The organism is Arsenicitalea aurantiaca (assembly GCF_003994485.1).
Lineage (GTDB): Bacteria > Pseudomonadota > Alphaproteobacteria > Rhizobiales > Devosiaceae > Arsenicitalea > Arsenicitalea aurantiaca.
Genome location: NZ_RZNJ01000005.1, coordinates 86,056 through 104,752, shown reverse-complemented (window position 1 = coordinate 104,752; position 18,697 = coordinate 86,056). Strand labels below are relative to the sequence as shown.

Sequence of the window (18,697 nt, the reverse complement as noted above, 5' to 3'; positions counted from 1 at the left end):
CCTTCGCCGCTAGAAGGCTGCAATTGTTCTAAACTGGACGCCCGCCGCCCGGCGGACGTCAGCGAGGCAAAGATGACGACGAGCCGTCCCAGGCCCACCTCTCCCCATCTCAGCGTCTATCATTTCGCGCTCAGCATGATCCTCTCGATCGTGCATCGGATCACCGGCGTGGCGCTTTACGTCGGCACGCTGCTGCTCATGGTCTGGATCGCTGCGGCGGCGATTTCCCCTGAAGCGCTCGAAATCGTCCATGCGATCTTTGGGAGCTGGTTCGGTCAGCTCGTGCTTTTCGGCTACACTTGGGCCCTCTTCCATCACCTCCTCGGTGGACTGCGCTACCTCCTCTGGGACACTGCCAACGGCATGGACCATCCCGCCCGGGAATGGATCATCCGCGGCAATCTCGCCGGCTCCATCCTGCTCACGCTCCTGGCGTGGGCCATTTTCGTGTGGTTCTGATGTCCGAGCGTATCAGCAAGGCGAACATCGCCGATCCCAAGACCAGCTTCGGCTCCGGGCGCGCCGCGACGCGCCATTTCATGACGCAGCGCCTGACCGCGATGGCCAACATCGCCTTCACCCTCTTCTTCGTCTGGATGGTGGTGCGGCTGGCTGGGGCAGAACGCGCGGACATGGTGGCCGTGCTCGCCAATCCTTTCGTCGCGATCGTGACGGCGCTCCTCATCGTCAACGTGGCGGTGCACATGCGGATCGGCATGCTCGAGGTGATCGAGGACTATGTGCACGATGCGCGCCTCAACCGCTTCTGCATCATGCTCAACACCTTTTTTGCCATTCTCGTCGCGGGGGGCACGATCCTCGCGCTCGTCAAAATCGTCTTCTGGGGTTAGCCAATGGCCGCATACGAGATCATCGATCACGCCTTCGACGTGGTGGTCGTGGGCGCCGGCGGAGCAGGCCTGCGCGCGACGCTCGGCATGGCCGAGCAGGGTTTCAACACCGCCTGCGTGACCAAGGTCTTCCCCACCCGCAGCCACACGGTCGCCGCCCAGGGCGGTATTGCCGCCTCGCTCTCCAACATGGGGCCCGACAGCTGGCAGTGGCACATGTACGATACCGTCAAAGGGTCGGACTGGCTCGGCGACAATGACGCCATGGAATATCTCGCGCGCGAGGCTCCGCAGGCGGTCTACGAGCTCGAGCATTACGGCGTGCCCTTCTCGCGCACCGAAGAGGGCAAGATCTATCAGCGCCCCTTTGGCGGGCACATGCAGAATTATGGCGACGGCCCCCCGGTGCAGCGCACCTGCGCGGCAGCCGACCGCACCGGGCATGCGATCCTGCATACCCTCTACGGGCAGAGCCTTCGCAACAACGCCCAGTTCTTCATCGAATATTTCGCCATCGACCTGCTGATGAGCGATGACGGGGTCTGCCAGGGCATCATCGCCTGGAAGCTGGACGACGGCACGCTCCACCGCTTCCGCGCCAAGATGGTGGTGCTGGCGACGGGCGGCTATGGGCGCTCCTATTTCTCGGCGACCTCCGCCCACACCTGCACCGGCGATGGCAATGGTATGGTGGCGCGCGCCGGCCTGCCGCTGCAGGACATGGAGTTCGTCCAGTTCCACCCCACCGGCATCTATGGCGCGGGCGTCTTGATCACCGAAGGTGCGCGCGGCGAAGGCGGCTACGTCACCAATTCGGAGGGCGAGCGCTTCATGGAGCGCTACGCCCCCAACGCAAAGGATCTGGCGAGCCGCGACGTCGTCTCGCGCTGCATGACGCTCGAGATCCGCGAAGGCCGTGGCGTCGGCCCCAAGAAGGACCACATCTTCCTTCACCTCGACCATCTCGATCCGGCCGTTCTTCACGAGCGCCTGCCCGGCATCACCGAGAGCGCCAAGATCTTCGCCGGCGTCGACCTGACGCGCGAGCCGATCCCGGTGATCCCGACCGTGCACTACAACATGGGCGGCATCCCGACCAATTATCATGGCGAGGCGCTCGACCCGCGTCGCGGTGGGCCCGATGCAGTGGTTCCCGGGCTGATGGCCGTCGGCGAAGCCGGCTGCGCCTCGGTGCACGGGGCCAACCGGCTCGGCTCGAACTCCCTCATCGACCTCGTCGTCTTTGGTCGCGCAGCAGCCATAAGGGCCGGCACGGTGATCGACCGCGCGGCCCCGATCCCCGAAGTGAACCGGGCTTCCGAAGAGAAGATCCTCGCCCGCTTCGATCGGCTGCGCCATGCCAACGGCACTGCGCCCACGGCCGAAGTCCGCGATCAGATGCAGCGCATCATGCAGGAAGATGCGGCGGTCTTCCGCACCGCCGAAACCCTCGCTTCGGGGGTTAAGCGCATGAACGCGCTTTATCCGAGCCTCACCGATCTCAAGGTCCACGATCGCTCGATGATCTGGAACTCGGACCTCGTCGAGACGCTGGAGCTCGAAAACCTGATGGCCAATGCGATCATGACGGTCGCCTCGGCCGAAGCGCGCACCGAAAGCCGCGGCGCACACGCCCGCGAGGACTTCCCCGACCGTGACGACGTCAACTGGCGCAAGCACACGCTGTCGTTCATCGACGATGCCGGGAATGTGACCCTCGATTACCGTCCGGTGCACACCGAACCCTTGAGCGACGAGATCGACCTCGCCAAGATCGCCCCCAAGGCGCGCGTCTACTGACCCGAACAAGCCTGCCAAGGACCGAGAGAAAATGGTCGAACTGATCCTGCCCAAGAATTCGCGCCCCCGGAAGGGCAAGACCTGGCCCAAGCCCGAAGGCGCGGGCAAGCTGCGCGAATACCGGGTCTATCGCTACGACCCTGACGTGGACGAGACGCCGCGCATAGACACCTATTTCGTCGACACCGACGATTGCGGCCCGATGGTGCTGGACGCGCTGTTGTGGATCAAGAACAACGTCGACCCGACCCTCACCCTGCGCCGCTCCTGCCGCGAAGGCATTTGCGGCTCCTGCGCGATGAACATCAACGGGCTCAACACGCTCGCCTGCACCAAGGGCATGGAGGATTCCAAGGGCGCAGTGGCGGTCTACCCCCTTCCCCACATGCCGGTGATCAAGGACCTGATCCCGGATCTCTCGACCTTCTACGCCCAGCACCGTTCGATCGAGCCCTGGCTCAAGACGACCTCGCCGACCCCCAAGACCGAATGGCTGCAGTCGCGGCCGGACCGCGAGAAGCTCGACGGGCTCTATGAGTGCATCCTGTGCGCGTGCTGCTCGACCTCCTGCCCGTCCTATTGGTGGAATGGCGAGCGCTATCTCGGGCCAGCCATCCTGCTGCAGGCCTATCGCTGGCTGATCGACAGCCGCGACGAGACCACCGAGGAGCGGCTCGAGAACCTCGAGGATCCCTTCAAGCTCTACCGCTGCCACACGATCATGAACTGCGCCAAGACCTGCCCCAAGGGGCTTAACCCGGCCAAGGCGATCGCCGAGATCCGCAAGATGATGGTGGAGCGCAGGGTTTCGGCCTGACGCCTCCCGGCCAAACCGGAGACGCTGCCATGTTCGAGACCATTGCCGAAGTGGAGACGCCCGCGATCGCGCGGGTTCTGATCGCGGCCTTGAAGGCCCATGGCTTCACCCTGCTCGAGGGCGGGGAGAACGGCCTGCCGGGCATGCCGGGCGTCGTGGGGTTGCGCGGGATCCCGATCCGCGTGCGGGCCGAGGAAGCGGCCGATGCCGCCATCCTCGCCGAGGCGCTGCTCACCGAAATGCGCGGACAGAAATAATGCTGTGGCAGATGGGCCATAGCCCGGATGGACAATTCCACACGGGTCGCAACTCTGCCACATTGATCACCCCTTTAGGATCATTCGCCGTCGGGGCGTCGACGTCTCCGGCCGGAACGACATCGAAGCGGGCGCAGCGGCGCCCGCGATCAGGAGCAGGCACCATGCAGGCGATCCGCAGCACCAAGATCATCGCAACCCTGGCCGTGACGGCACTGGTCCTCACCGGCTGCGTCGGCGGATCCCAGCGCATGCAGACCACCGCCCAGGCCGCGCCCGAGCAGGTGATGCCGGTCCAGAATTCGAGCGTCGCGACGACCAATCTGCCCCCGATCGGCGGGACCGCATCGGTCAATACGGCAGGCGCCATGCCTCCGGCAGGCGGAACGGCTCCGGGCCTCTCCGGACAGCCCGTGCTCGGCGGCCAGCCTCAGCTCTCGGGCCAGCCGGTTCTCGGCGGCACTCCGCCCGCGACCGCCCCGATGCAGACCGCGAGCGCCGATCCCAATTTCGTCACCCTCGATTCGGTCGGCAGCGTGCCGAGCACGCCGGGCCGCGACCTCTCGGGCGGGCTCACCGTCGACAAGCTGCTCGGTGGGTGGACCATCACGAGCGGCACGAGCGAGTGCCGACTCAACCTGACCTATACCGAAAAGACCGGCACCAGCCGCTACCGCGCCTCGAGCCCGGCCTGCACCCTGCCCGGGCTTTCGGGCGTCGCCTCCTGGCAGCTCGCGGGCAGCCAGGTGCAGCTCTTCGACGAGGGCGGCACGATCATCGCAGCGCTGATCCTCAGCGGCAATCGCTTCATCGGCACGCTTTCGGGCGGCCAGGCCATCTCGATGGCTGGCTGACGGGCTTTTCCCCTTTCGGGAGATCGGTTAAAGCGGCGGAGAGATCCCGCGCCCGCATCAATGGCGCCCAACGCCAGAGCCCGGACCGCCCGTGACCGCTTCCGCCTCAGCCCACACCGGCCCGGTGAGCTCGGCCCTCGCCGACCTCGTTGCACGCAGTCATCTCGATCCCGATCCGGCACAGCAGGAGGCGGCCGCAATCCTCGACGGGATCGCAGCAGCACTCGAGGCCCCGCGCCCGGGCGGTCTTTTTGCGCGCCTGCGACGGCCGGCCCCGATCATCGGGGCCTATCTCAAGGGGGATGTGGGGCGCGGCAAGACGCTGCTGATGGACCTCTTTTACGAGACCGTCGGCATCGCGGAAAAACGGCGCATCCACTTCCACGAATTCATGGACGAGATCCATGAGCGCATCACCGCCTTCAGAAAGACCGAGCAGGGCCAGAAGGCCGATGCAGACCCCGTCGCTGCGGCGGCGCGGCCGGTGATCGCGACGACGCGGCTGCTCTGCCTCGATGAATTTCAGGTGACCGACATCACCAACGCAATGCTGCTCGGGCGGCTCTTCTCGCGGCTCTTCGATGCGGGGATCGTCGTCGTCGCGACCTCCAACGTCGCCCCGGACGATCTCTACCGGGACGGGCTCAACCGCCAGCTGATCCTGCCCTTCATCGACTTGCTGAAGTCGCGGACACGGCTCGTCGCTCTCGATGGACCGACCGACTATCGCCGGCTGAAGCTCGAGGGACAGTCGGTCTATCATTTCGGCACGGGCCCCGAGGCGGAGGCCGCGATGGATGCGCTTTTCGCCCGTGTGACCGGGGGCGCCGAGGGCCGGCCGGCCACCCTCACCTCGCTCGGGCGCACCATCGACATTCCGATGGCCGCCATGGGGACCGCGCGGTTTCCCTTTGCCGCGCTCTGCGAACGCCCGCTCGGCGCGCGCGATTACCTCAAGATCGCCAATGGCTTCGACATGATCGTGATCGACGGCGTGCCGCAGTTTTCCGCGACGCGCTCGGACGCGGCCAAGCGGTTCATCCTGCTCGTCGACACTCTCTATGATCGCGGCGTCAAGCTCGGCGCGAGCTTTCCGGTGCCGCTGGACGCGCTGGGGGCGGACGAGCGGACGCGGTTCGAATTCGCCCGCTGCGTGTCGCGCCTCATCGAGATGCAGTCGGACGCGTATCTGAGCGCGCCCAAGAAGCCCGGCATGGCCGCCTGAGGCCCGGGAAATCGGGCTTCAGACAAAGGGCTCACTTGCGCCTCGGGGGGGCAGGGGCTAAGAGGTGCGCGAATTCAACCCAAGCGAGGGGCATCCTCTATGGCGCGCAAGAAAATCGCTCTCATCGGGGCGGGTCAGATCGGCGGTACGCTGGCACATCTGGCCGCACTCAAGGATCTGGGTGACGTGGTGCTGTTCGACATTGTCGACGGCGTTCCGCAGGGCAAGGCCCTCGACCTCAGCCAGTCCGGTCCGGTGGAGGGTTTCGATGCCCGCGTGACCGGCACCTCCGAATACAAGGACATCGAGGGCGCCGACGTCGTCATCGTCACCGCCGGCGTGCCGCGCAAGCCCGGCATGAGCCGCGACGACCTGCTCGAGATCAACCTCAAGGTGATGGAGCAGGTGGGCGCGGGCATCGCCAAATACGCTCCCGAAGCCTTCGTCATCTGCATCACCAACCCGCTCGACGCCATGGTCTGGGCGCTGCAGAAATTCTCGGGCCTCCCCGCCAACAAGGTCGTGGGCATGGCCGGCGTGCTCGACAGCGCACGCTTCCAGCACTTCATCGCCGACGAACTCAAGGTGTCGGTCGAAGACGTGACGGCTTTCGTTCTGGGCGGGCATGGCGACACCATGGTGCCCCTGGCACGCTATTCGACCGTTGCCGGCATTCCGCTCACCGACATCGTCAAGATGGGCTGGATGAGCAAGGAGCGTCTCGAGCAGATCATCCAGCGCACGCGGGATGGCGGGGCCGAGATCGTCGGTCTCCTCAAGACCGGCTCGGCCTTCTATGCGCCGGCGACCTCGGCGATCGCGATGGCCGAGAGCTATCTTAAGGACAAGAAGCGCGTCCTGCCCGCCGCCGCCTTCCTCAATGGGGAATACGGCGTCTCCAACACCTATGTCGGTGTGCCGATCGTGATCGGTGCCGGCGGCGCCGAGAAGATCGTCGAGATCACACTCAACAGCGCCGAACAGAAGGCCTTCGACAAATCCGTCGGTGCCGTCGAAGGTCTCGTCGAGGCCTGCAAGAAGATCGCGCCGAAACTCGCCTCGTAAGCCAGGAGCTTCCATGAACATCCACGAACACCAGGCCAAGGCCCTGCTGAAGGGCTTTGGCGCACCGGTCGCCGAGGGCGTCGCGATCTTCTCGGCCGACGAGGCCGAAGCCGCAGCGCGCTCGCTTCCGGGCCCGCTCTACGTGGTCAAGAGCCAGATCCATGCCGGCGGCCGCGGCAAGGGCAAGTTCACCGAACTCGGACCCGACGCCAAGGGCGGCGTTCGCCTCGCCCGGTCGATCGAGGAGGTGGTGAGCAACGCCCGTGAAATGCTGGGCAACACGCTCGTGACCAAGCAGACCGGCCCCGCCGGCAAGCAAGTCAACCGGCTCTATATCGAGGACGGCGCGGACATCGCGCGCGAGCTCTATTGTTCGCTGCTGGTCGATCGCACCAGCGGGCGCGTGGCCTTTGTCGTCTCGACCGAAGGCGGGATGGACATCGAGGCAGTTGCCGAACATACCCCCGAAAAGATCGTGACCGTCGCGATCGATCCCGAGGCCGGCGTCACCGACGCCGATGTCAGGACCATCGCCGATGCGCTGGCGCTTGAGGGTGCGGCGCGCGAGGATGCCGGCAAGCTCTTCCCGATCCTCTACAAGGCCTTCACCGAGACGGACATGAGCCTGCTCGAGGTCAACCCGCTGATCGTCATGACCGACGGCCGGCTGCGGGTGCTCGACGCCAAGGTCTCATTCGACAACAACGCCGCCTTCCGCCATCCCGAACTGGCCGAGCTCCGCGACCTCTCCGAAGAGGACGAAAAGGAGATCGAGGCGTCCAAGTTCGACCTCGCCTATGTGGCGCTCGATGGCAATATCGGCTGCATGGTGAACGGGGCGGGCCTCGCCATGGCCACCATGGACATCATCAAGCTCTACGGCGCCGAGCCTGCCAACTTCCTCGACGTCGGGGGCGGGGCGAGCAAGGAGAAGGTCACCGCGGCCTTCAAGATCATCACTGCCGATCCGGCCGTGAAGGGCATCCTCGTCAACATTTTCGGCGGCATCATGCGGTGCGACGTCATCGCCGAAGGCGTCATCGCGGCGGTCAAGGAAGTGGGGCTCCAGGTTCCGCTGGTGGTCCGTCTCGAGGGCACCCGTGTCAAGGAAGGCAAGGCGATCCTCGACCAGTCCGGCCTCAACGTCATCTCGGCCGATGATCTCGACGATGCTGCGCAGAAGATCGTCGCGGCCATCGGAGGCGCCCGCTAGATGCTGCGGGCGGCCGCACTGGTCGGGCTGGCGGGGCTCTTGGCAGTCCCCGCACCCGCGCATGCACAAGCCGACTATGCGAGCGCGTTCACCGACGCGTTCGCCGCGGCCTGCGTGCCCGGACGCCTGACCTATGAGGCAAGCCTTGCGGCTGCACGGGACGCCGGCTGGAGCACGGTTTCAGCCCAAAGCCATCCCGAGCTCGCCGCCATCATGGCACTTGCCGAGGAAGAGGCCCGCGATCCCGAACTCGAAGGGGCCGAATTTCACTACGAGGCCTTTCTGAAGGCGGTGGCGGGCCTGCCCCATCACCTCGTCGTCTCGCGCGCGTCCTTCGTCCTCGACGACCCCGAGGACCCCTGGGTCTTTGTGGGGTGCCACCTCTACAATCTCGAGGCGACCGCCCCGATCGACCCTGCCCCGGTTACCGCGCTCATCGGCAATCCGATCTCGCGGACCCAGACCGACCAGGGCGTCGAGAGCCATGTCTGGGGTCCGCCCTGCCCGATGCCGCGCACCGGCGACACCTATCTGAACTTCGTCGAGGAGGGCAGCGTCGTCGCGGACGTGCTGCCTTTTACCGGCCTTGCGCTCAATTTCTCGACCTCCGAGCTCCCCGCGGGCGAAGAGGAACCCGAACCCTATTGCTGAATCCGGCCCGAACCAAAAGCGAGCCCCATCTATGTCCATTCTCGTCAACAAAGACACCAAGGTCCTCGTCCAGGGCCTGACCGGCAAGACCGGCACCTTCCACACCGAACAGGCGCTGGCCTATTACGGCACCAAGATGGTCGGCGGCACGCACCCCAAGAAGGGCGGCGAAACCTGGACCTCGGGCGTCGACGGCACGACGCTGCCGATCTTTTCGAGCGTGGCCGAGGGCAAGGAACGGACCGGCGCGAACGCCTCGGTGATCTACGTCCCGCCCGCTGGCGCCGCCGCAGCGATCCTCGAGGCGATCGAGGCGGAGATCGAGCTCATCGTCTGCATCACCGAAGGCGTGCCGGTGCTCGACATGGTGAAGGTCAAGGCACGGCTCGAGAAGTCGAACTCCCGGCTCATCGGCCCCAACTGCCCGGGCGTACTGACGCCCGAGGAATGCAAGATCGGCATCATGCCCGGTTCGATCTTCTCCAAGGGCTCGGTCGGCATCGTGTCGCGCTCGGGCACGCTGACCTATGAGGCGGTGTTCCAGACCACCAATGAAGGCCTCGGCCAGACGACCGCGGTCGGCATTGGCGGCGATCCGGTCAAGGGCACCGAATTCATCGACATGCTCGAGATGTTCCTCGCCGACGAAGCGACCCAGTCGATCATCATGATCGGCGAGATCGGCGGTTCGGCCGAGGAGGACGCCGCCCAGTTCCTGATCGACGAGGCCAAGAAGGGCCGCAAGAAGCCGATGGCCGGGTTCATTGCCGGTGTCACCGCACCTCCGGGCCGCACCATGGGCCATGCTGGCGCCGTAATTTCGGGCGGTAAGGGCGGGGCCGAGGACAAGATCGCGGCCATGCAGGCCGCCGGCATCCGCGTCAGCCCGTCGCCCGCACGGATCGGCGCGACGCTGGCAGAAGTGCTCAAGGGCTGACAAACCTCCGCGAGGGGGGTTGTCGTGCCCGGATCGGTAACAACATGCTAAGCTGGCCGGCCTACTCTCCGGCCAGAATTTCGGGACGCTCGGCGCCCGGCTGACACAGGGGAAGGCGGGGTTATCCCCCCGCGGCAACACGATGACACGACAAGAAAAGAACGAGACGTTCTTGCTCACCTCCTTCCTCTATGGCGGCAATGCCGCCTATGTCGAAGACCTCTATGCGCGCTTCAAGACGGATCCCGGGAGCATCGATCCCACCTGGGCCTCCTATTTCGGCAAGCTCGAGGACAGCGCGAGCGATGTCGGCGCCAACGCCGCCGCCCCCTCCTGGGCACGGGCCGACTGGCCGCAGGCCGAGGGCGGAGAGCTTGTCTCCGCGCTGGACGGCAATTGGGGCAATCTGACCGACAAGACCGGCAAGGCGCTCGCCAAGAAGGCGGCCGCCGAAGCCGCGCCGGCCCCCACCGCCATCGACGTGCTGCAGGCCACTCGCGATTCGATCCACGCGATCATGATGATCCGCGCCTATCGCATGCGCGGGCATCTGCATGCCGATCTCGATCCGCTGCGCCTGCAGGAGCCGCAGCCGGCGCCCGAGCTCGATCCCGAGAGCTACGGGTTCACCGAGGCCGATTACGGTCGCAAGATCTTCATCGACAATTATCTCGGGCTCGAATTCGCGACCGTGCCCGAAATGCTCGAAATCCTGAAGCGCACCTATTGCGGCACGCTCGGCATCGAGTTCATGCACATCTCCGACCCCGAGGCCAAGGCCTGGATCCAGGAGCGGATCGAAGGCCCGGACAAGGAAATCTCCTTCACCCCCGAGGGCAAGAAGGCGATCCTCAACAAGCTCGTCGAGGCCGAAGGCTTCGAGAAGTTCCTCGATGTCAAATATACCGGCACAAAGCGCTTCGGGCTCGACGGCGGCGAGGCGCTGATCCCGGCGCTCGAGCAGATCATCAAGCGCGGCGGCGCGCTGGGGGTCAAGGACATCGTCCTGGGCATGGCCCATCGCGGCCGCCTCAACGTGCTGACCCAGGTGATGGCCAAGCCCCACCGGGCGCTCTTTCACGAGTTCAAGGGCGGCGCGTTCTACCCCGAGGACGTCGAGGGGTCCGGCGACGTCAAATATCATCTGGGCGCCTCCTCGGACCGCGAGTTCGACGGCAACAAGGTGCACCTTTCGCTGACCGCCAATCCGAGCCATCTCGAGATCGTCGATCCGGTGGTGCTCGGCAAGGCGCGCGCCAAGCAGGACCAGCACATCTCGCCCGAGGGCAAGATCGTCACCTGGACCGAAAACCAGAAGCCGGACCGCACCATGGTGCTGCCCCTGCTCCTGCACGGGGATGCGGCCTTTGCCGGCCAGGGCGTCGTCGCCGAATGCCTGGGGCTTTCCGGCCTCAAGGGGCACCGCACGGGCGGCTCGATCCATTTCGTGATCAACAACCAGATCGGGTTCACCACGAGCCCGATGCTCTCGCGCTCCTCGCCCTACCCCACCGACGTCGCCAAGATGATCGAAGCGCCGGTGCTGCATGTGAACGGGGACGATCCCGAGGCGGTGGTCTTTGCCGCCAAGATCGCGACCGAATACCGCCAGCGCTTCGGCCGGCCCGTGGTCATCGACATGTTCTGCTACCGCCGGTTCGGGCACAATGAGGGCGACGAGCCCGCATTCACCCAGCCGCTGATGTACGCCAAGATCCGCTCGCACAAGTCGACGCTGGAGCTCTATGCGGCAAAACTGATCGCCGAGGGTCACCTGACCGAAGCGGAGCTCGACCAGCTCAAGGCCGACTGGCGCGCGCAACTCGAGATCGAGTTCGAGAGTGGCCAGGATTACCGCCCCAACAAGGCGGACTGGCTCGACGGCCAGTGGAAGAACCTCAAGGCCGCCGACATCGACGGGCCGCGACGCGGCCAGACCGGCATCGCGCTCGAGGAACTCGTGCGCATCGGCACTGCGCTCACCAAGGTGCCCGAGGGCTTCAACGTTCACCGCACGGTGCGGCGCTTCCTCGACAACCGCCTTGCCGCGATCGAATCGGGAGAAGGCATAGACTGGGCGACCGGCGAAGCGCTGGCCTTCGGCTCGCTCGTAACCGAGGGCTATCCGGTCCGACTGTCGGGCCAGGACGTCGAACGCGGCACGTTCAGCCAGCGCCATACGGTGCTTTACGACCAGCAGACCGATGAGACGGTGACCCCGCTCAACCGGCTTTCGGAAGACCAGGCGCGCTACGAGGTCATCAATTCGATGCTCTCCGAAGAGGCGGTGCTGGGCTTTGAATACGGCTATTCGCTCGCCGAGCCCAAGGCGCTGACCCTCTGGGAAGCCCAGTTCGGCGATTTCGCGAATGGCGCGCAGGTGGTGGTGGACCAGTTCATCTCCTCGGGCGAGCGCAAATGGTTCCGCATGTCGGGCCTCGTCATGCTCCTGCCCCATGGTTATGAGGGCCAGGGGCCCGAGCACTCCTCGGCGCGCCTCGAGCGCTATCTGCAGCTCTGCGCCGAAGACAACATGCAGGTCGCCAACTGCACGACCCCGGCCAACTATTTCCACATCCTGCGCCGGCAGCTGAAGCGCGACTTCCGCAAGCCCCTGGTTTTGATGACGCCGAAATCCCTGCTGCGCCACAAGCGAGCGGTTTCGGCACTGGTCGAGATGGGCCCCGACAGCTGCTTCCATCGCCTGCTCTGGGACGATGCCGAGGCACCCGGTGCACCCAAGACCAGCATCAAGCTGAAGTCGGACGACAAGATCCGTCGGGTGGTCCTCTGTTCGGGCAAGGTCTATTACGACCTGCTCGAGGACCGCGAGAAGCGTGGCGTCGACGATGTCTACCTGCTCCGGCTCGAGCAGCTCTATCCGTTCCCGGCCAAGGCGCTGCTCGACGAGCTTAACCGCTTCTCGAACGCCGAGATCGTCTGGTGCCAGGAAGAGCCCAAGAACATGGGGGCGTGGGCGTTCGTCCAGCCCTATATCGACTGGGTGCTCGAGCAGATGGGCCGGCCCGGCCAGCGTCCGCGCTATATCGGGCGTCCCGCATCGGCCTCGACCGCGACGGGCCTGATGCGCACCCATTTGCTGCAGTTGCAGACGTTCCTCGACGAAGCATTCGCAGACTGATCACTGCCGGGGCGGGCCTGATGCGCGCCCCGGAGACCGCTCAAGCCAGAGGCAGCGCCCGGAGCGCCGCCCGCGAGACGAACCAAAAGAAGGACCGCACACATGTCGGTAGATATTCGGGTGCCCACACTCGGGGAAAGCGTCACCGAAGCCACGATCGGCCAGTGGTTCAAGAAGGTCGGCGAGCAGATCGCCGCCGATGAACCGGTTGTCGAGCTCGAAACCGACAAGGTGACGATCGAGGTCCCGGCCCCGGCAGCCGGTGTGCTCGAGGCGATTTCGGCCAATCCGGGCGATACCGTCAATGTCGGCGCGCTGATCGGCGCGATTTCCGCAGGCGGTGCGGCAGCCAAGAGCGCTGCCCCAGAGCGCGCCGCGGCGCCCGCCGAGGAAAAGCCTGCTGCCGGCAACGGCACCTCCATGCCCGCAAGCCCCTCCGCGCAGAAGCTGATGGCCGAGAACGGCCTTGCAGCAGGCGACGTCGAGGGATCGGGCAAGCGCGGCCAGGTGCTGAAGGAAGACGTGCAGTCCGCCATCGCCGCCCGGCCCGCCGCAACCCAGCAGATGCCGAGCGCCACGACCGGTTCGGCCGCCGCGCCCGTGCCGCAACCCGCGCCCGTCCCCGCACAGGCAAGGGGCCCTGTCGCCCAGGCCGACGAGGGCCGCGAGGAACGCGTCCGCATGACGCGCCTGCGCCAGACGATCGCGCGCCGCCTCAAGGACGCCCAGAACACTGCTGCCATGCTCACCACCTTCAACGAGGTGGACATGAAGCCGGTGATGGACCTGCGCGCCTCCTACAAGGAGCTCTTCGAGAAGAAGCATGGCGTCAAGCTCGGCTTCATGGGCTTTTTCACCAAGGCTGTGTGCCACGCGCTCAAGGAAATCCCCGCGGTCAATGCCGAGATCGACGGGGACGACCTCGTCTACAAGAACTACGCCCATATCGGGGTGGCCGTCGGGACCGAGAAGGGCCTCGTCGTGCCCGTGGTTCGCAATGCCGACGAGCTCTCGATTGCCGGCATCGAAAAGGAGATCAACCGCCTCGGCCGCGCCGCGCGTGACGGACAGCTCTCCATGGCCGACATGCAGGGCGGCACCTTCACCATCTCCAATGGCGGCGTCTATGGCTCGCTGATGTCCACGCCCATCCTCAACGCCCCGCAATCGGGCATTCTGGGCATGCACAAGATCCAGGAGCGTCCCATCGCCATCGGCGGTAAGGTCGAGATCCGGCCGATGATGTATCTGGCGCTCTCCTATGACCACCGGATCGTCGATGGCAAGGAAGCGGTGACGTTCCTCGTGCGCGTCAAGGAAAGCCTCGAAGCGCCCGAGCGCCTCGTGCTCGATCTCTAGCAAGTGTGATCGGCCCGAGGGCCACGCGCGGCGCCGCCTTAACCCTTTGATAGGCGGCGCCTCCCCTTGTGGTGGCACCGAACGCATGGACGGAGCCTGACGTGATCCCAAACTTCGCCAACTGGATGCGCGCGCTTCTGCTGGGCGCCGCGATGGCCGCCCCGGCGCACGCCGCGACCGCCGGGCAGGATGAGCTGATCGGCGAGGTGCTCGCCTTTTACGGCACCCAGACTATCGTCGAGACCATGAGCACGCACTGCTACGAAAGTGCCGGGCTCGAGGAGGAATACGAGATCGCCGCGCAAGACTGGTATTTGCGCAATGTGAGCTTTCTCGACCTCGCCCATCGGGTGCTGACCCAGCTCGACGGGCTCGACGAGGAGCGCCGGCGGGCCGCCGAGATTTACTCCGGCACCCAGATCATGACCGCCTTCAACGCCGCGCCCGACAAACGCGCGTTCTGTCTTGCGTTCCGCGAGAGCCTCGAGGAGGGCGTGCTCGACATCGACAGGCAGTTCGCCGACACGCTCGAGCGCGCCCGTGCCGTCACCATTCAATGACCAGCCTCAAGGAGCCAAGATGAGCCTCGGAACCGTGATCGTCACCGGCGCCAGCCGCGGGATCGGCGCTGCGACCGCAATCGGCGCCGCCCGACGTGGCTATGACGTGCTGGTCAATTTCGCAGGCAATCGCGGCGCAGCCCAGACCGTGGTCGGGGCCGTCGAGGAGGCGGGTGCCAAAGCCGTAGCGGTACAGGCCGATGTGAGCCGGCCAGAGGACGTCAAGCGGATCTTCGAGGCGGCCGACGCCATGGCGCCGCTGGTCGGGCTCGTCAACAATGCCGGCATCGTGGCACCCGCCATGCGGGTGGACGAAATGGATGTCGAGCGCATCGAGCGCATCCTCGCGGTCAACGTCACCGGCACGATGCTCTGTGCGATCGAAGCGGTTAAGCGCATGTCGACCCGCCATGGCGGCAAGGGCGGAGCGATCGTCAATCTGAGCTCGGCCGCGGCCAAGCTCGGTGCGCCTTCGACCTATGTGGATTACGCTGCCGCAAAGGGTGCGATCGACAGTTTCACCGTTGGGCTCGCGCTCGAGGTCGCAGGCGAAGGCATTCGCGTCAACGCGGTGCGCCCGGGCATCATCGCTACCGACATTCATGCCGCCGGCGGCGACCCGGACCGCGCACACCGCATCGCATCCTCCCTGCCGATCCCGCGGGCGGGTACGGCCGAAGAGGTCGCCAACGCCATCCTCTGGCTTCTCTCCGAGGAGGCCTCCTATTCGACCGGTACGATCCTCGCTGTCACGGGCGGCCGCGCCATAGCGCCATAGCACCGATGCGTGCGGGGCTATGGCGGGCGGCGGCCAAACCCGGTATGGGTCTGGCCGAACGCAGCGCCCAAGGACCATCGTCATGGCCTTTCCCTGGCTCGAATTTTTCGGCCTCATCCTTGCCTTTTCCATCAGCGTCGTGATCCCGGGCGCCGATTTTGCCATGGTGCTGCGCCAGTCGGTGGCTCATGGCCGGCGCGCCGCGCTCTTTACCAGCGCTGGCATCGCGACAGCCATTCTCGTACACGGAGCCTATACGCTGCTTGGGGTCGGCGTGCTGGTTGCCCAGTCGATCCTGCTCTTCGACATCCTCAAATATCTGGGCGCGGCGTATCTTCTCTGGCTCGGCATAAGCGCATTGCGGTCCGCCCCTCCCAAGCCCCCCGGCGCACTCGATGCGGCGCCGGTGTCCGGCGGCGGCGATCTTTCGGCCTATGTGCTCGGCTTTCTGACCAATCTCCTCAATCCCAAGGCCGTGCTCTTTTTTCTGGCGCTCTTTACCTCGCTCGTCAGCGCCCGGACCCTCCTCGAACACAAGATCGTCTATCTCGGCACGATGAGCGCGATGCTGTTCGGCTGGTTTGCGCTGGTCTCGGTATTTTTTACGGTCCCTGCCGTGCGGCAGGGGTTTTTTCGGCTCGGCCGGTGGTTTAACCGGATCACCGGGCTTACCTTCATCCTGCTGGCGCTGCGCGTAGCAGTCGCGAGGCCGGGTTAAAGCGTCTGGAGAGAACATGGCGGACAGTTTCGATTTCACGGTTATCGGCAGCGGCCCCGGGGGCTATGTCGCTGCCATTCGCGCGGCACAGCTGGGCATGAAGGTTGCAGTGGTCGAGAAATGGGCCACCCATGGCGGCACCTGCCTCAATATCGGCTGCATTCCATCCAAAGCGCTGCTGCATGCCTCCGAGCTCTTCGAAGAGGCCGGGCACGGCTTTGCGGGGCTGGGCATCGAGGTCGGTACGCCCAAGCTCAATCTGCCCGCCATGATGAAGCACAAGGACGATACGGTGACCGCCAACGTCACCGGCATCGACTATCTCTTCAAGAAGAACAAGATCACCGCGCTACGCGGTACCGGCTCCATCGCCGGTCCCGGCAAGGTGACGGTAACCCCCAAGAACGGCGAGCCGCAGACCATTTCGAGCCGTCACATCGTGATTGCCACCGGCTCGGTCTCGGCCAATCTGCCCGGCATCGAGATCGACGAGAAGCGCGTCGTCACCTCGACGGGCGCGCTCGGCCTCGACAAGGTACCCGAGCGCCTGCTCGTCATCGGCGCCGGGGTCATCGGGCTGGAGCTCGGCTCGGTCTGGGCACGGCTCGGCGCCAAGGTGACGGTCGTTGAATATCTCGACCGCATCCTGCCCGGCATGGACAGCGAGGTCGCCCGCCAGTTCCAGCGCATCCTGCAGAAGCAGGGCTTCGACTTCCGCCTCGGCACCAAGGTGACGGGGATCGAGGAAGGGGAGAACGGCAAGCTCGTCGCAAGGCTGGAGCCGGCCGCCGGCGGAGACTTTCTGCTGCTCGAGACCGACGTCGCGCTGGTCGCCATCGGACGCAAGCCCTACACCGAGGGCCTCGGGCTCGACGCGGCGGGCGTCGCGCTCGACGAGCGGGGGCGCGTGCGGGTCGATGCGCATTACAAGACCTCGGTCGAGGGCATCTATGCCATCGGCGACGTGATCGCCGGGCCGATGCTCGCCCACAAGGCCGAGGACGAGGGCATTGCGGTGGCCGAACTCGTCGCGGGCCAGGCGGGGCACGTCAATTACGGCGCGATCCCATCGGTCGTTTACACCAATCCCGAGATTGCCGCGATCGGCCGCACCGAGGACGAACTCAAGGCCGAAGGCATCGAGTACAAGGTCGGCAAGTTCCCCTTCACCGCCAATGGCCGCGCCAAGGCCATGCAGGCGACCCAGGGCTTCGTCAAGATCCTCGCAGACGTCACGACCGATCGAGTGCTGGGTGCCCATATCGTCGCCAAGAACGCTGGCGAGATGATCCACGAGATCGGCGTGCTGATGGAATTCGGCGGCGCTGCCGAAGATCTGGCGCGCACGACCCACGCCCACCCCACCCTCTCCGAAGCGGTTCGCGAAGCGGCGCTCATGTGCGGGGACGGCGCGATCCACATCTGATCGTCTGCGCCGGGGCGGTTCAGTCCGCCCCGGCTGCCCGCGCCGCGCGTGCGCGCGCTTCGGCCCGGCTGAACAGCACCGAACCCCCGATGACCATGGCCGCGCCCAGCGCGTGCCAAGGGGTAAAGACCTCTCCCAGAACGAAAACGGCAAGCACGATGGTCGCCACCGGGCCGTAGCTGCCCGTAGTCGCGACCGTACGGGCGCCGATCCGCGAGATCGCCACATTGAGCAGGAACCCCGGGGCGACCGTGCAGAGAAGCCCGAGCCCCAGCCCATAGAGCCAGACCGTGGGAGAAAGCCCGGCAAACTGCTCGGCGCCATGCATCACCCAATTGTGCCCAATGGCGAGCACGCCTGCGAACCCCATGCCGATGCAGGTGAAGATGCGCGGGCCCACATGGTCCATCTGCGCGCGCGCCAGATGGAGATAAAGCGCATAGGTGAACGCGGCGCAGAGGATGAGCCCGGTGCCGATCCATATGCCGTCGGGGTCGACCCCGAGCGTCCAGACGAACTGCACGACGAGCCCGAAATAGGAAAGAAGAAGCGCCGGCACCGCCCCCTTGAAGGCCATGTCCTTGAAGAGCCAGACGCCAAGGGCAAAGGAGATGAAGGGGTAGGTGAAAAGGACGAGCCGGGCATATTGGGCCGAGACGTAGTTGAGCCCGGCGAAGTCGAGCCAGCTCGAAACATAGTAGCCGAGCGCCCCCACCGCGGCCACGGTCAGCACCCGGCGCAGCCCCAGTCGCGCCCGCAGGGCCGGATCGCGCCAGAGGCTGAAAAGCCCGATCGCGACGAAGAACGGCATGGCAAAGAGCATGCGCAGGGCCAGCACCGTTTCGGTCGGCACCCCCTCGATATAGGCAAGCTTGATGAAGATGCCCTTGGCCGAGAAGAGGATCGCCGCAGCGACGGCGAGACCATAGCCGACAAGATCGATTGGAGTGCGGGAGGGCGCGGACATCAGTGATACCGTGAGCCGGCTTGCGGCAGGAGGAGAACGCTGTGCCTACACCCGGCGCGGCGGCGAGGAAAGCCCCG

General features: G+C 65.6%; 18 protein-coding genes. 17 read left to right on the top strand and 1 reads right to left on the bottom strand.

The window, feature by feature from the left end; translation table 11 throughout:
* The first annotated feature begins 72 nt into the window (after window positions 1-72).
* From sdhC to lpdA, 17 genes are all read left to right on the top strand, one after another.
* Window positions 73-459 carry a succinate dehydrogenase, cytochrome b556 subunit gene (sdhC, locus tag EMQ25_RS14450; protein ID WP_127189311.1) on the top strand — a complete coding sequence of 129 codons (387 nt, stop codon included), beginning with the start codon at window positions 73-75 and terminating at the stop codon, window positions 457-459.
* Window positions 459-851 (top strand): succinate dehydrogenase, hydrophobic membrane anchor protein, encoded by a 393-nt coding sequence (sdhD, locus tag EMQ25_RS14445; protein ID WP_127189310.1) that lies wholly within the window; start codon window positions 459-461, stop codon window positions 849-851. Before sdhC ends, sdhD begins: the two co-directional genes overlap by 1 nt.
* 3 nt (window positions 852-854) lie before the next feature.
* Complete coding sequence (sdhA, locus tag EMQ25_RS14440) at window positions 855-2,651, top strand: succinate dehydrogenase flavoprotein subunit (protein WP_127189309.1); 1,797 nt, start codon at window positions 855-857, stop codon at window positions 2,649-2,651.
* Between the two features lie 31 nt (window positions 2,652-2,682).
* Entirely contained in the window at window positions 2,683-3,468 is a 786-nt protein-coding gene (locus tag EMQ25_RS14435; protein ID WP_127189308.1) for a succinate dehydrogenase iron-sulfur subunit, read from the top strand.
* Window positions 3,469-3,497: 29 nt separating this feature from the next.
* Complete coding sequence (locus EMQ25_RS14430; protein WP_127189307.1) at window positions 3,498-3,725, top strand: hypothetical protein; 228 nt, start codon at window positions 3,498-3,500, stop codon at window positions 3,723-3,725.
* A gap of 164 nt (window positions 3,726-3,889) precedes the next feature.
* The gene (locus EMQ25_RS14425; RefSeq protein WP_158626093.1) at window positions 3,890-4,579 is read left to right on the top strand and encodes an AprI/Inh family metalloprotease inhibitor; all 690 of its coding nucleotides are present in this window, start codon (window positions 3,890-3,892) and stop codon (window positions 4,577-4,579) included.
* Window positions 4,580-4,670: 91 nt separating this feature from the next.
* Entirely contained in the window at window positions 4,671-5,804 is a 1,134-nt protein-coding gene (gene zapE, locus EMQ25_RS14420; RefSeq protein WP_158626092.1) for a cell division protein ZapE, read from the top strand.
* Window positions 5,805-5,903: 99 nt separating this feature from the next.
* The gene (gene mdh, locus EMQ25_RS14415; RefSeq protein WP_127189304.1) at window positions 5,904-6,869 is read left to right on the top strand and encodes a malate dehydrogenase; all 966 of its coding nucleotides are present in this window, start codon (window positions 5,904-5,906) and stop codon (window positions 6,867-6,869) included.
* A 13-nt stretch (window positions 6,870-6,882) separates the two neighbouring features.
* Window positions 6,883-8,082 carry an ADP-forming succinate--CoA ligase subunit beta gene (gene sucC / locus EMQ25_RS14410; RefSeq protein WP_127189303.1) on the top strand — a complete coding sequence of 400 codons (1,200 nt, stop codon included), beginning with the start codon at window positions 6,883-6,885 and terminating at the stop codon, window positions 8,080-8,082.
* Window positions 8,083-8,733 (top strand): hypothetical protein, encoded by a 651-nt coding sequence (locus tag EMQ25_RS14405; RefSeq protein ID WP_127189302.1) that lies wholly within the window; start codon window positions 8,083-8,085, stop codon window positions 8,731-8,733.
* 31 nt (window positions 8,734-8,764) lie between these two features.
* Window positions 8,765-9,670, top strand: coding sequence for a succinate--CoA ligase subunit alpha (gene sucD, locus EMQ25_RS14400; protein WP_127189301.1), 906 nt, complete (start codon window positions 8,765-8,767; stop codon window positions 9,668-9,670).
* Between the two features lie 142 nt (window positions 9,671-9,812).
* The gene (locus EMQ25_RS14395; protein ID WP_127189300.1) at window positions 9,813-12,812 is read left to right on the top strand and encodes a 2-oxoglutarate dehydrogenase E1 component; all 3,000 of its coding nucleotides are present in this window, start codon (window positions 9,813-9,815) and stop codon (window positions 12,810-12,812) included.
* Window positions 12,813-12,914: 102 nt separating this feature from the next.
* Window positions 12,915-14,171 (top strand): 2-oxoglutarate dehydrogenase complex dihydrolipoyllysine-residue succinyltransferase, encoded by a 1,257-nt coding sequence (gene odhB, locus EMQ25_RS14390; RefSeq protein ID WP_127189299.1) that lies wholly within the window; start codon window positions 12,915-12,917, stop codon window positions 14,169-14,171.
* Between the two features lie 101 nt (window positions 14,172-14,272).
* Complete coding sequence (locus tag EMQ25_RS14385; protein ID WP_127189298.1) at window positions 14,273-14,731, top strand: hypothetical protein; 459 nt, start codon at window positions 14,273-14,275, stop codon at window positions 14,729-14,731.
* A gap of 19 nt (window positions 14,732-14,750) precedes the next feature.
* Entirely contained in the window at window positions 14,751-15,509 is a 759-nt protein-coding gene (locus tag EMQ25_RS14380; RefSeq protein WP_127189297.1) for an SDR family oxidoreductase, read from the top strand.
* Between the two features lie 82 nt (window positions 15,510-15,591).
* Window positions 15,592-16,227: a LysE family transporter gene (locus EMQ25_RS14375; protein ID WP_127189296.1), complete on the top strand. Its 636-nt coding sequence runs from the start codon at window positions 15,592-15,594 to the stop codon at window positions 16,225-16,227.
* 16 nt (window positions 16,228-16,243) lie between these two features.
* Window positions 16,244-17,653: a dihydrolipoyl dehydrogenase gene (gene lpdA, locus EMQ25_RS14370; RefSeq protein WP_127189295.1), complete on the top strand. Its 1,410-nt coding sequence runs from the start codon at window positions 16,244-16,246 to the stop codon at window positions 17,651-17,653.
* A 19-nt stretch (window positions 17,654-17,672) separates the two neighbouring features.
* Here the strand turns inward: lpdA and EMQ25_RS14365 are convergent, their stop codons facing one another.
* Window positions 17,673-18,620: a DMT family transporter gene (locus EMQ25_RS14365; RefSeq protein WP_127189294.1), complete on the bottom strand. Its 948-nt coding sequence runs from the start codon at window positions 18,618-18,620 to the stop codon at window positions 17,673-17,675.
* Between the last annotated feature and the right edge of the window lie 77 nt (window positions 18,621-18,697).